Here is a 13875-nt window from a genome sequence, read left to right as displayed (position 1 = left end):
AGACAAAACGTTTTTTACAGGAATTACATTTCAACATCTGTTTACCAGCCTTGGTTTTACCCGCTTTTACGAGCACGGGATGATGTTGACCACATTTAGGACAGTATTCGAAATGAAAGTGATCCATCTGTTGATTGATTTCCAGATAATCACGGATCATTTGAGAAATGCGATTTTTTTGATAAGCGCAAAGTTTTTCATCAATGGAAGGGACTAAAAAATCAGAACTAGTATTCATCAACATATAAGTACCTCGTTTCTCTGTACTTATAAAATACTGTCTGATTCGACACTATTTATGTCATATCAACAAATTGGAGGTTAAGCGTTTTGCAATCAAGTCAAAAAATATAAATAAGATTTCATGAAGCAGATCCGGCTCATTTAAATAGTAATCAAAAGCCGGTACATGTTGAAACAATACCAAAAAGATTGCCAGAATCCGTAATGCTTCAATATACGTTTTTTTGACCTTTACCATTTCATCACCAACCTATAATTATATGCATCTTTTTCAAAAAGAAAAGAAGCTACGACTAATCATAGCTTCGAATCGGTACAACGACCATAATAATAGAAGAATCTTCCGGATTGGAAATACGAATTGGCTTTAAGTATCCTGAAAATTCCAGCTTTACAGTTTGGGCATTTAAAGCTCTTAGAGCATCTAACATAAAAGTACCGTTACAGGAAAGAGTAAGGTCTTCACCGGTATAAATGCAATCTGTCAAAATTTCATCGGAATTTCCAATTTCCACTGAATTTGTCTTAATACGACAAATTTCCGGTGTACATTCCATTTTGACCAGATGAATCTTTTCATTACGAATAAAGTTGGTACGATCAATAACACTGGTCAATTCAGAAGAACTGACTTCCATGTTCGCTACATACTGTGTTGGAATGATACGTTCTACATCCGGGAAAGTTCCATCAATCAGACGTGTCTGAATAATTGTTTTATCAAAGACAAACTGTGCTTTTTTATGATCGACATAGATCAAAACATCACTGTCATCCTCAGAAATGCTTCGTGTCACTTCATTTAGACTTTTGGCCGGAATCGTAATATTAAAATCTTCTACGTTGTCTAAGGCAATGACTTTACGTGCTAAACGATAGGAGTCCGTAGCACTGCAGTATAAGGAATTATCCTTTGTATGGAAATTAACACCCGTCAATACCGGTCTTTGATCTTTATCGCTGCAGGCAAAAGAAGTCTGAGAAACGATCTGCTTTAATTGTTCTCCTTTTAAAGTAAATTGATGATCCGGTTTTGAAAAATCAATCGAAGGATATTCCTGCGCACGTATACTGTTTAATTGAAATTGTCCGTTCACACTGGATAAACGAACTAAAGAATGATCCATCTGTTCCATATCAATAATGGCACAATCTAACTTACGAACGATTTCAAGTAAGTATTTAGATTCAACTACGATCGATCCGGTAGATTCAATCTGAAGCTGATTTAATTCTCCTTTTAAAATCGTAGAACGAATTGAAATATTAGAATCACTTCCGGTTAAGACAATTTGATCTTCTTCGACTTGAATACAGATTCCTGATAAAGCAGGAATTGGACTAAAAACACTGATAGCTCTTGAAACGACACTTAATTTGTCATAAAAATACTTTCTGTCAATTGAAAAGTGCATATGAATCTCCTTTTTATATATAATTCTTTATTAAGTAACAATAATAACCTGTGGATTTGTGGAAAAAGAACAGGCTTTATCCGATAGTTATGCAGTCAAACACTGTTTTTTGTATGGGGAATGACTGTGGAAAGACAGGGAAAACTAATCTTCCAATAAGGATTTTACCTTATCGACTGCCATTTTAAAATTCTTATCCGTTTGAATCAACTTTACAGCTCGATCATACGAACTTGAAATTGTCGTATGATCCCGGTTTCCTAATTCTTGTCCAATGGATACATACGCTTTATGTAACAGTTCACGGCTTAAATAAATAAAGACCTGTCGGGCATTCATCAACTTTTTCTGTCGTGATTTTCCTTCGATATCTTTATAGGTCAAACCATAAAAACGCGTTACCGCTTTTTTTATTTTTTTGATCGTTAGCTCCGATGTAGAAGAAACGATTGGTTCTTTCATCAAAATACGCTGTGCAAAATCAAGATCGATCACATCCGGATTCTCCAATGTCGCATTGAAAATCAGCTTATTTAAGCTACCTTCCAAATTTCGTACATCATTACTGAATTTATGTGCCAGATAATCCAGAACATCTTCATTGATCTGACAAATTTCTTCATTACCTTCCAGTTTCTTTTTCAAAATAGCTTTACTGGTGTCAAATTCTGGTTTTACGATATTGACCGATAATCCGGAATTAAAGCGAGAAATCAAACGAGATTGAAGACCGCTTAATTCACTGGGATGCATATCCGATGTAATGACGATTTGCGCATTTCGACTGATCAATTCATTATAAACCGTGAAAAAGACTTCCTGACTGGATGATTGTTGCAGGTTTTGAATATCATCAATCAAAAAGTAATCGTTATCGATCAATTGTGATTTGACCTGATCGACCGCATTTCCATGAATATTTTTGGTTTTCATCGCATCTAGCAAGATAGATACTAAATCACCACTGTAAGAATAAAAAACTTTAGTTTCCGGTCTTTCTTTTTTCAAATAATTTCCGATTGCGTGCAACAAATGCGTTTTTCCTAATCCGGAATTTCCATAGATCATAATCGGATTAAAAAGGTGTTTTTTTTGCGTACAGCAGGAAAGACAGGCCGCATAAGCTTCGGCATTGGAATTTCCTTCAATAAAATTCTCAAAAGTATATTCTTCATTAAAATCAGTACGCATTAAGTTTTGCGTTCTTTGTTGAAGCTTAATTTCCGGAATCAGCTTACTGGCATCCTGTTTGGAAATAAATTGTATCGAAACTTCTTCCTTTAAGACTTCATATAAAGAGGAACGTAATAAAGAGATACCTTGTTCCGTTTTCAATATATTTAAAGTGATCATGGTAGGATACACAATAAAAGCTGTACCGTCTTCAATTTTAAAAAGTTCTGTTTTTGAAATCCAGGAATCAAATGTTTCTGAATCATAGTAACCCGCTTTTTGAATATCGGACAATACTTGCTTCCATATTTCTTTATAAGCTTGTGGTTCCATAGAACCCTCCTTTACCTTTTAGTATTATACACGAAAGGAACTTATATTTTAATAGGGGATTTCTTTTGTTTAGAATGGGGAAAACTCAAAGTTTTTCCTGATGAAAATGGAAGTTTTCCACAAAAATAAAAAGAAAAGTTTTCCTCAATGTGGAAAACTTTTAAAAATGGGGAAAAAGTAATGTGGAAAACTCCGGTTTTTCCATCTTCTTTTACAAACAATTTTCCTTTTAAACAAAGGACTTTAATAAGTTTTCCCCATTGATCCTAAAAATAGAAAAATAGATTAAAAAATATACAGGAAAACTTAAAATAAATATGGGGAAACTCAGAGTTTAAATCTTTATAAAATAAGTTTTCCCCATTTTGAGGGTAAAAAGAAGAGGAGGAAAAATCATTTATAAAAAATATATAGTTTTTGTTTCTTTATAAAAGATGTGGTATATAATGAAATGAACTAAAATAGGGGGAATTTTCATGCGCGTATATCACTTTGAAGTTAATATAGATAAAAAAGAATTCAATGAGTTTGTCCAAAATCATCCATACTGTAATCTTTTACAGAGTTATCAATGGGCTGATGTCAAGGAAAACTGGGATCATATGCATACCGGTGTCTATGATGAAAATCATCAATTGGTTGCGACGGGACTTGTTTTGATTAAAAGGCTTCCATTAGGTTTTACTATGTTTTATTTACCTAGAGGCCCAATCATGGATTATAAAAATAAGTCGTTGTTGAAGTATTACTTCAGCGAACTGAAAAGAATTGCGAAAAAAAGACATTGTTTGTTCATTAAGTTTGATCCGGCTATTCATGTCAATGATTATAAATCTAATGAGTATAATGAAAATCGCTATAGTGATACACAAGAATATATAGAGATCTTTAAAGAAATTGGTGCTTATCATCATGGATTTACCATGCAGATCAGTGATACTGTACAACCGCGTTTTCAATCGAATGTATATAATACAGAGGATTGGCTGACAAATTTACCGAAACATACTAAACGTCTTATTAAAGATGCTGATAAAAAAAATGTGAAAATCATAACAGGACAGTTAGAGCTTGTTGAGGAGTTTAGTCGTCTTGTTGAAATGACGGAAGAAAGAAAAGGGGTAGCGCTACGTAATAAAGATTACTTTGAATTACTTTTAAAAACTTACCCTCAAGGCGGTGTAATCTTCTTAGCTGTGTGCAATTTAAAAGAATTATCAAAAGGAGCACATGAAAGAAAAGAAGTATTAGAAAAAGAAATGGAGAACACACCGGAAAACGCAAAAAAGAAAATAAGAAAACTACAAGATCAAATGAACTCAACTTTAAAAGATATCAAGGAATTTGATGAAATGCTGCAGAATATGGAACATCCTCAAGGAGATATCGCAATTGCAGGAATTCTAAGCATACAGTTTGGATCAACTTGCGAAATGCTCTATGCCGGAATGGATGAAAGATTTAAAAAATTTATGCCGCAGTATAAAGAATATGTAGAAAACTTCAAATGGGCCTTTGATCGAGGATGCACTTGGAGCAATATGGGTGGTGTTGAAGGAACATTGGATGATGGATTGACAAAATTTAAAGATAATTTTAATCCCGTAATCAATGAATTTATCGGTGAATTTGATATACCCGTCAACAAAGTATTATTTAAACCGGCTCAAAAAGCGTATGAAATGATAAAAAAGCGCAATTCTAGCGAATAATAAGTTGACTTATAGGGTATGTCTTGATATAATTGGCGAGCAAACTTGTTTGAAAAGAATGGAAAAAAACTAGACTGTGGGGTGGGTCAAAGATGAAAAGAACATATCAGCCAAGTAAGAGAAAACACCAGAAAACTCATGGTTTCCGTGCTCGTATGGCAACCGTTGGTGGTCGTAACGTACTGGCTCGCAGAAGAGCAAAAGGAAGAAAGGTACTATCCGCATAGAAATCACCACCAAGGTGATTTTTTTGTCTTGATAGGGGGTTTTCATGAAAAAGGAATACAGAGTCTGTAAAAATTATGAATTCTCTTCTATTATTGGACAAAAACGATACGTGGCATCACATTCATTTGTGTGTTATTTTGAACAGCGAAAAAACGAACATGCTCGTGTAGGAATTAGTGTGGGCAAGAAGTTGGGAAATGCGGTTCAAAGAAATAAAGTAAAACGTCAGGTTCGTTCAATGATCGATCATCATTTTAATTTTCAAAGTGATTTCGATTTAATTTTAATTATTCGTCCTAAATATAAAGAACAGAGTTTTATTGAAAATGAATGTGAACTTCAAAAAGATTTGGCTCGTATAGAGAAGAGAATGAAGAGGTAAATCATGGCAAATTTATTAAAAGGGAAGTCAAAGATCCTGTTTCTTTGCTTGTTTATCCTGTTAACGTGTACGGCTTGTTCCAGTCCGCGTGCAACAGATGGAAAAACAAAATTGGATATGATCATCGCATCGGAAGAAGTAACGGTTCGTAAAGATCAGGTCAATATTTCAGAAATTCAAGATGAAGATTTGAAGAAAGAATATAAAGACTATAAAGATGATGAAAAAATTACGATCAAACCGATGACATTTGGAGAAGCCTTCAATGAAGGATGGTTTAGTGGTCTGATCGTATGGCCTTTGGCACAGGTTATCAACCGCATTGCGGCTTTTACAGATGCCGGTTGGGGTATCATCTTGACAACGGTTATTATTCAGGGTGCTGTATTCTTATTTACACGTAAATCGCAGATGTCAGCACAGCGCATGCAGGAAATTCAGCCGGAAATGCAGCGTATTCAAGATAAATATAAAGGTAAAACTGATGATCGTTCTCGTATGATGATGGCACAGGAAACACAAAGACTGTATCAGAAATACGATATTCATCCATTCGGTTCTATCCTTGTTACATTTATTCAGTTGCCAATCATGATGGGTGTATATTACGCAATGGTGCGTGCATCCAGTGTAGTCTATGGAACATTTATGGGAATTGACTTAACGCAAACTCCGTTATTTGGATTCCAACATCTACAATGGGCTTACATTGTGATCTATATTTTAATGGTCATTTCTTCGATTGCTTCTATGAAAATGCCGCAATGGCTGAAAAAACGTCAGGATAAAATTGATCATGTGAAGACCAAGGATTATTTAAAGAATGGTAAAGATCCAATGAGCAGCATGAATATGACCATGTATTTCTCAACCGGATTTGTTGCGTTGTTGTATATTTCCTGGCCAATCGCCATGTCTTTTTACTGGTTAGTGTCTTCTTTAACACGTGTATGCTTTAACATATTTATGCATGCGATGATTGTCAAAGAAGCCAAGGAAAAGAAATCGAAAGATATCATCAGGTAGGAGGCCAAGTCCATGGAATTTAAAAGATACACAGAAAAAACTTTGGAGGAGGCTTTAAAATCGGCTGCCAGAGATAAAGGTGTTTCTGTCGAAGAACTTCATTACAATGTATTGGAGGAAAAAAGCGGATTTTTAGGAGTCGGCAGGTCTGTTGAGATTGAGGCTTATTGTGAAAAAGATGTAGAAAACTTTATCGTTTCTTATATTCAACAGTATTTTGACAATTCGCAACTGGATGGTCAGGTTGATATTGAAAATGATAACGGATTCTATCGTATCACGGTTAATACCTCCAACAATGCGATATTGATTGGTAAAGCCGGAAAAACTTTGCAGGCATTTAATCGTTTAGTGAAAGCAGCTGCCAGCGCTGAGTTTAAAAAAAGAGTTGGTCTTTTGATCGATGTTAATGGATATAAAGAAGATCGTTATGAAAAGATCACAAAAATGGCAATTCGTGTTGCCAAGGATGTGCGGCGAACTAAAATTGACGCGACTTTAGATCCAATGCCGGCCGATGAAAGAAAGGCTATCCATAATGCATTAGCAAATATGGAGGATATCACAACACAATCAACCGGTGAAGGGGCAACTCGTCGCTTGCAGATTTTATATTCACCAGGTAAAGAAGTGGATTAAACGGGATTTATTCCCGTTTTTTTTGGAAAGGAAAGACTATGAAAATATTTGTAGGATTAGGAAATCCCGGAAAAAAATATGAAAATACAAGACACAATGCTGGTTTTATGGTCATGGATGAATTGGCTAAGTTATGTGAAGTATCCTTTGATCAGGAAAAATTTTCGGCGTATTTCGCAAAGACAAAATTAAAAGGAAAAGATGTTATTTTATTGAAGCCGACTACTTATATGAATAACAGTGGATTTGCTCTTCGTCAATGTATGGATTTCTATAAAGCATCACCGGAAGATGTTACAGTTATTTATGATGACGTGGATTTACCGGTAGGAAAAATTCGTCTTCGTCAAAAAGGAAGTGCAGGCGGACATAATGGTATCAAAAGCATTATTCAATGTATTTTTACCAGTGAATTCGACAGGATTCGTGTAGGAGTAGGAAAAGATCCGCAAATTGATATGATCAATTGGGTATTGGGAAAATTTAGAGAAGAAGAACAAAAAGATTTGAAAAATGCAGTAGAAAATAGCGCAAAAGCGGCTTATTATTCTATTGATCATTCTTTTATGGACACGATGAATCTATATAATAAAAAGTAGAAAGAGGAATTGTTTTTGGAAAAGATATGGAATTCTTTACAAGACAATGATGTAGTAAAAGGAATCGTCAATTCTAATGTTTCCTGCGGAAATTTGTTTTTGATGGAAGAAGCCTTATTGTTGGTATCCAGCTTTAAGAAAGAACCGAGAAACTACATTGTTGTGAAAAAAAATATGTATGAGGCGCAGCAACTCTATAAACGAGTATCCCCACTGATGGATGAGGTGCTGCTTTTTGTCATGGAAGAAAGCTTGCGTGTACAGGCAATCGCCAGCTCTCCGGAAGATAAAGATGAAATGATTTATTCCTTAACACAGCTTGTTAAAGACAATAAGCCTAAGATCATCATATGCAATGTCGCAGCTTTTACAAGATATTTGCCAGATCCTGTCTTTTTTAAGGAAAACTGTATTCATTTAGAAATTAATCAAGAGCAGGATATGAATACTCTAAAGAAACAACTTAATCGAATGGGGTATTCTCGTTTGAATTATGTGGATCGACCATGTACCTTTGCGTCACGTGGAGGTATTATCGATGTATTTAGTTTAGAATATGATCATCCAATACGAATCGAATTTTTTGATACAGAAATAGAATCAATTCGTTTCTTTGATGAAGAAACACAAAGAACAATTGAAAGAATTGATTCGATTGATTTTGGTCCGGCAACCGATTTACTTTTTACAGATGAACAGATTTCAGAAATTCAACAGGAAGTACAGAAAAAACTGGAAAAAGAATTGGCTTTGTTGGAGTTGGAAGAAGATAAAGAAATGCTGCAGGATCATATTGAGGCAGATATGCGTTCCTTGGAAAGTTATGAACCGGAAAATATACTGTATATTTATTTTTCCTATATAAAAGGATATCATCTGTTGGATTATTTGCAGGGAAAGATTATTTTTAGTTCCACTGAAGAAGTGCAACAATCTTTTAAAAAATTAAATGAAGAGACGATTTCTTATATGCAGGAACGTGTGCAGGATCATATCTCATTGCCTAAATATATGCTTTTTCAGGATATTCATATGATTATGCATAAAAAAAATATCTTGGAATTTCATGAATTTTTAGATGAAGATTCTATTGTTTCTGAAATTTTTCCTTTAGAGAAAGCCGCATTGCCTTTGATTAATCAATTAGAGGCAATCGATCGACATAAAAAGGTTTATTTTTCTCTGGAAACAAAACAGGCTAAACAAGTAGAGGCCTGTATGTTTGAAAATGAAATGAACTTACAGTGTGAGTTTATAGAACCTTGTTTTTATGAAGGCTTTTCCTATCAAGATATGATTGTGATCAGTGCCAGAGAATTATTTGTGGATGCCCATCATTCTAAACGATATCAAAAGACCTTTAAAGAGGGTCGTATCCTTGAAAATGTAATGGAGCTGGAAAAAAATGATTATGTAGTGCATGAACAATATGGAATCGGACAGTATCTGGGAATCGTCACGAGGGAAAACAAAGGAAAAAAATTGGATTATCTGCATGTAGTTTATCGAGGCGGTGATGAACTTTATGTTCCTTTATCTCAGTTTCAATTAGTTCGAAAATATATTTCAAAAGAAGGTGCGGGTGTAAAATTATCGCAACTGGGAAGCAATGCCTGGCAGAAGACCAAAGAAAAAGTCAATCAGCGTGTGGAAGAGATTGCGGCTCGACTGGTCGAACTCTATGCTCTTAGAAATGAAAATATTGGATATGCATTTCCAAAGGATGATGCGTTACAAAAAGAATTTGAAGAAGCATTTGAATATGAACCGACACCGGATCAGCTCAAAGCAATTCATGATATCAAAATAGAAATGGAAAAGCCAAAACCAATGGATCATTTACTTTGTGGTGATGTCGGTTTTGGAAAAACCGAAGTGGCGATGTGCTGTGCCTTTAAAGCCATTGCCAGCGGTAAACAAGTTGCCTTTTTATGTCCAACAACCATTCTTTCGATGCAACATTATCAAACTGTTCTGCATCGTTTTGAATCTACCGGCGCCAATATTGCTTTGGTGAATCGTTTTGTTTCACAAAAAGAGATTACGCAGATTACAAAAGATCTAAAAGCCGGAAATATCGATATTATTATCGGTACACATAAATTATTGAATAAAAGTTTTCAATATAAGGATTTAGGATTACTGATCATTGATGAGGAACAACGATTTGGTGTCGAACATAAAGAAAAAATTAAGGAAATGAAAAGTTCTATTGATGTACTTTCTTTAAGTGCCACACCGATTCCTCGTACTTTACAAATGTCTTTGATTGGGGTACGAACAATTTCACAGTTAAATACACCACCAGCCAAAAGACATCCGGTACAGACTTATATCATGGAAAAACGAGGTAGTGTCATACAGGAAATTATTGCCCGAGAATTGGCGCGAGGTGGTCAAGTCTTCTATCTATATAACCGTGTGGATCAGATTCATTCAACAGCCAATCATTTATCCAATTTGTTCCCGGATGCCAATGTTGCTGTGGCACATGGTAAAATGGCTAAAGAAACGATAGAAGAAACCATGATGGATTTTGCTCAGGGGAAATACCAGATTTTGGTTTGTACTACGATCATTGAAACTGGCTTGGACATTGCCAATGCGAATACGATCATCATTGAAAATGCCGATAAATTTGGTCTATCGCAGTTGTATCAGATTCGTGGACGTGTAGGACGAAGAGATAAGATTGCTTATTGTTATTTAATGATCCAGCCAAATAAAGAGTTAACAGAAACCGCACAAAAGCGTTTAAAATCCATCAAAGAATTTACCCGTTTAGGCAGTGGCTATAAGATTGCCATGCGTGATTTAACCATTCGTGGCGCCGGGGACTTATTAGGTCCTCAACAAGCCGGTTTCATTGACCAGGTCGGATTGGATATGTATCTGGAATTATTAGGAAATGCGATTTCTCGTCATAAAGGAGAACCGGTATCCAAAGCGAAGGAAGAAAAAAGAGCCATGCTTGATTTTAAAGGGCATATTCCGCAACAATTTACAGAAAATGATGGTGATAAGTTATCTATTTATCAACAAGTACGAAAAATTGATACGTTTAAAGATCTTAAATCATATCAACAGCGAATACAGGATTTATTTGGTAAAATTCCTAAAGAAGTACATCAGATCTTTGAACAAAGATGGTTTGATCTTTTTGTAAATCAAAAAGGAATTGAAAGCTTAAAAGAAGAAGAGAAACAATATGTACTGACATTTGATGAAGACTTTTCAGCACATTGCGACGGTATAAAATTGTTTGAAACAATGAATGATATCAATCGTGCAATTTCTTTAACCTTAAAGAAACAAAAGATCATCATAACAATTCCGAAGAAAAAGAATAAGGATCTGTTGATGGAAACACTAAAAAATATTGAGGAGAAATTTTTATGAGACTGGATAAATACTTAAAAACGGCTCGTATCTTAAAGAGAAGGGAAGCGGCCAAAGAATTGGCTCTTCAATCTCGAATTTGGATCAATGATCGTATCGCGAAACCTTCTTCAGAAGTGCATATCGGGGATCAAATTCGCATTCGTTTTGGATATCGTCTTTTAGAGATTCAAGTTATGGATATTCAAAAACAAGTTTCAAAACAGAATGCTCAAACTTTATTTGAAGTGATTAAGGAAGAAAAAATCGATGAAGAAGATTAAAGTTGTCTGTGGTGTCCTTGTTCAAGATGAAAAGGTTTTGATTGCCCAGAGAGCTACAGGAGATTCTATTGGGAAATTTGAGTTTCCGGGAGGAAAAGTAGAAATAGGGGAATCCAATGAAGAGGCTCTGATTCGAGAATTTAAAGAAGAATTAGATATTGATCTGATTTCGGTGATCTTTTTGGAAAAGAGTGTTGATCATCAGGCCGGTAAAGAAATTGAATTATATTGTTTCCTTTGTTTTGCCGATCAGAAGCCTGAAAAATGTATTGTTCATTCTCAACTGGTATGGACAACACCGGAACATATATATGATTATGACTTTTTCGAATCGGATAGAGGCCTTGTTCAAAAACTCATGGAGGTATGGCCATGTATGAAAAAACCAATGAAATCAAAGTTTTAAGAGATCCTATTCACGGATATATTCATGTGGAAGATCAAGTAATATGGGATTGTATCAATGCCAGAGAATTTCAGCGCCTGCATAGAATTCATCAGCTGGGCGGCGATTTTCAAGTGTATCATACGGCAGAACATTCTCGGTTTTCTCATAGCTTAGGTGTTTATGAGATTGCCAGACGTATGATTTATGAAGTCAAAAGCTTAAATGAGGCATTGGATGAAGATGAAAAAATTCAAGTCATGTGTGCTGCCTTACTGCATGATTTAGGGCATGGTCCTTTTTCGCATTTTTTTGAATCCATTACACATGTTTCTCATGAAACTATGACACAGAGATTAATATTAGATCCAGGCACTGAAATTCATCAGGCTCTGGTTAAAGCTAAGAAAGATCTTCCGCAAAAAGTGGCTTCCATCATTGCCCATACACATCCACGTTTATTGCTTACACAAATCATATCCAGTCAGTTGGATGCCGATCGTATGGATTTTCTATTGCGGGATGCCTATGAAACCGGTACAAGCTACGGTACGTTTGATTTAGAAAGAGTGCTTAGAACTTTACGGGTTTGTGAGGATAAATTATGCGTCAAGGAAAGTGGAGTACACTCCATCGAAGACTATATCATGGCTCGTTATCATATGTATTGGCAGGTTTATCTGCATCCGGATGCGAAAAGTTATGAATTGTTGATTCATATGTTTTTTAAACGATATATGAATATTCATACACAAATCAGACCCATTCCTATTTTTGAATGTTTATGTCAAAGCGAATTAAGCACAGAAGATTTTTTACTGATGGATGAATATCGGATGATGGTAGGCTTTCAGGAGGCTTTACGATCAAAAGATCCGCTTTTAAAAGATTTCGCATCTCGTATTTTAGATAGACATTTATTTGACTGGATCGAAGATCCGACAGAAGAGCAGGAATCCGAAGTTAAAGAAAGAATTCAACAACGAAATTTAGATTTAAATTATTATTTTTATGAAGAAACAAGTCGTTATCAAGCTTATTTGCCTTATCAGGAAAGAGAAGAAGGACAGATGATATGGATTCTTACTTCCAAAAAAGAATTGTTGCCACTTTCCCAGTGTTCTGAAATCGTTAAGGCTTTATTAAAAATGCCAAATAAGACCAAAAAACGAATTTATTTCGCAAAGGAGATTGGAAGATGAAAGAAATTCAATGGATCGTAAGTGATTTAGATGGAACACTTTTAAACGATCAAAAACAAGTATCCCAAAAGAATCAAAAAGCCATTCAATGGTTATTTGAACAGGGGATTGATTTTGGCATTGTTTCCGGAAGACCGGTAAAAACCATTTATGAAACACTGGATTTTTGGCAGATCAAACCTTATGTTCGTTTTATTATCGGTATGAACGGAGCTGCTTTCATGGATATTTCAACGCAAGAAATCACCTATGCTCCTTCCTTATCACTGGATGTGATTCAAAAAATTATGAATCATTTTAAAGGCTGGGATGTATGTTTTCAAATCTTAGATGAAAAAATTCGTTATACGAATCGTTCTACAGACTCTTCTATACAATACACTACAAAATGTCATGAAAGAGAAGTTGTAACGGATTTGATCGAATATAGTAAAAAGAATAGAGTTTTAAAATGGATGATTTATTGCGAGCCACAAATGATGGAACAAGTGCGAAAACATGCCAATGCACTCAATGAAAATCAAATTTCAGCTATCCAGACAGATGATTGCATGCTTGAATTTATGTCGGCAGATATCCATAAAGGATCTGGTCTTTTAAAGGCAAGTAAACAACTTCATCTGGATTTAAAGACGTGTCTTTCTCTGGGAGATGCGGATAATGATGTTTCTATGTTTGACGTAACTGGTTATAGTTTTTGTGTTCAAAATGGCACGAAATATGCCAAAGAAAAGTCAAAACAAGTTCTTCCTTATACCAACGAAGAAGACATTATCGATAAAATTGTTCGCGAGTATATATAGATGTTTACAGATGGTAAACAAATAGTAAAAAATGTATATTTTCATAAACAATAGATTGAAATTTTCATAGAAA

15 protein-coding genes are annotated in these 13875 nt (G+C 35.0%); 11 read left to right on the top strand and 4 right to left on the bottom strand.

All coding sequences use genetic code 11. From position 1 onward, the window contains the following. The 4 genes from G413_RS11185 to dnaA form a co-directional block, all read right to left on the bottom strand. Positions 1-244: IS1/IS1595 family N-terminal zinc-binding domain-containing protein (locus G413_RS11185; RefSeq protein WP_037614486.1), on the bottom strand; the 244-nt coding region annotated here is incomplete at its 3' end. A 57-nt stretch (positions 245-301) separates the two neighbouring features. Next, complete coding sequence (locus G413_RS0106905) at positions 302-481, bottom strand: hypothetical protein (RefSeq protein ID WP_022790186.1); 180 nt, start codon at positions 479-481, stop codon at positions 302-304. 55 nt (positions 482-536) lie between these two features. Then, the gene (dnaN, locus tag G413_RS0106900; RefSeq protein ID WP_022790185.1) at positions 537-1658 is read right to left on the bottom strand and encodes a DNA polymerase III subunit beta; all 1122 of its coding nucleotides are present in this window, start codon (positions 1656-1658) and stop codon (positions 537-539) included. Positions 1659-1802: 144 nt separating this feature from the next. Beyond that, positions 1803-3164 (bottom strand): chromosomal replication initiator protein DnaA, encoded by a 1362-nt coding sequence (gene dnaA, locus G413_RS0106895; protein ID WP_022790184.1) that lies wholly within the window; start codon positions 3162-3164, stop codon positions 1803-1805. 476 nt (positions 3165-3640) lie between these two features. Here dnaA and G413_RS0106890 point away from each other — a divergent pair, with 476 nt between their 5' ends. The 11 genes from G413_RS0106890 to G413_RS0106840 all read left to right on the top strand — a co-directional run bounded on the left by G413_RS0106890 (position 3641) and on the right by G413_RS0106840 (position 13802). After that, on the top strand, positions 3641-4876 hold the full coding sequence (locus G413_RS0106890; RefSeq protein WP_022790183.1) for a peptidoglycan bridge formation glycyltransferase FemA/FemB family protein: 1236 nt from the start codon (positions 3641-3643) through the stop codon (positions 4874-4876). A gap of 92 nt (positions 4877-4968) precedes the next feature. Further along, entirely contained in the window at positions 4969-5103 is a 135-nt protein-coding gene (gene rpmH, locus G413_RS0106885) for a 50S ribosomal protein L34 (protein ID WP_022790182.1), read from the top strand. Positions 5104-5147: 44 nt separating this feature from the next. Beyond that, complete coding sequence (gene rnpA / locus G413_RS0106880) at positions 5148-5486, top strand: ribonuclease P protein component (RefSeq protein WP_022790181.1); 339 nt, start codon at positions 5148-5150, stop codon at positions 5484-5486. Between the two features lie 3 nt (positions 5487-5489). Beyond that, the gene (locus tag G413_RS0106875; RefSeq protein WP_022790180.1) at positions 5490-6512 is read left to right on the top strand and encodes a YidC/Oxa1 family membrane protein insertase; all 1023 of its coding nucleotides are present in this window, start codon (positions 5490-5492) and stop codon (positions 6510-6512) included. Positions 6513-6524: 12 nt separating this feature from the next. Beyond that, on the top strand, positions 6525-7151 hold the full coding sequence (locus tag G413_RS0106870) for a Jag family protein (protein ID WP_022790179.1): 627 nt from the start codon (positions 6525-6527) through the stop codon (positions 7149-7151). Between the two features lie 38 nt (positions 7152-7189). Continuing rightward, positions 7190-7750: an aminoacyl-tRNA hydrolase gene (gene pth, locus G413_RS0106865; protein ID WP_022790178.1), complete on the top strand. Its 561-nt coding sequence runs from the start codon at positions 7190-7192 to the stop codon at positions 7748-7750. A 15-nt stretch (positions 7751-7765) separates the two neighbouring features. Then, positions 7766-11149, top strand: coding sequence for a transcription-repair coupling factor (gene mfd, locus G413_RS0106860; RefSeq protein WP_022790177.1), 3384 nt, complete (start codon positions 7766-7768; stop codon positions 11147-11149). Further along, positions 11146-11412: an RNA-binding S4 domain-containing protein gene (locus G413_RS0106855; protein ID WP_022790176.1), complete on the top strand. Its 267-nt coding sequence runs from the start codon at positions 11146-11148 to the stop codon at positions 11410-11412. Before mfd ends, G413_RS0106855 begins: the two co-directional genes overlap by 4 nt. Beyond that, on the top strand, positions 11399-11818 hold the full coding sequence (locus G413_RS0106850) for a (deoxy)nucleoside triphosphate pyrophosphohydrolase (protein WP_022790175.1): 420 nt from the start codon (positions 11399-11401) through the stop codon (positions 11816-11818). The genes G413_RS0106855 and G413_RS0106850 overlap by 14 nt, the downstream gene beginning before the upstream one ends. Beyond that, positions 11785-12999 carry an HD domain-containing protein gene (locus G413_RS0106845; RefSeq protein ID WP_022790174.1) on the top strand — a complete coding sequence of 405 codons (1215 nt, stop codon included), beginning with the start codon at positions 11785-11787 and terminating at the stop codon, positions 12997-12999. The genes G413_RS0106850 and G413_RS0106845 overlap by 34 nt, the downstream gene beginning before the upstream one ends. Then, entirely contained in the window at positions 12996-13802 is an 807-nt protein-coding gene (locus G413_RS0106840) for a Cof-type HAD-IIB family hydrolase (protein WP_022790173.1), read from the top strand. The genes G413_RS0106845 and G413_RS0106840 overlap by 4 nt, the downstream gene beginning before the upstream one ends. The last annotated feature ends 73 nt before the right edge of the window (positions 13803-13875 follow it).

The sequence above is a fragment of the Faecalicoccus pleomorphus DSM 20574 genome, assembly GCF_000420345.1.
GTDB lineage: Bacteria > Bacillota_I > Bacilli_A > Erysipelotrichales > Erysipelotrichaceae > Faecalicoccus > Faecalicoccus pleomorphus.
The sequence above is the reverse complement of the archived record's forward strand: the minus strand, read 5'-3'. Positions and strand labels throughout refer to the sequence as shown.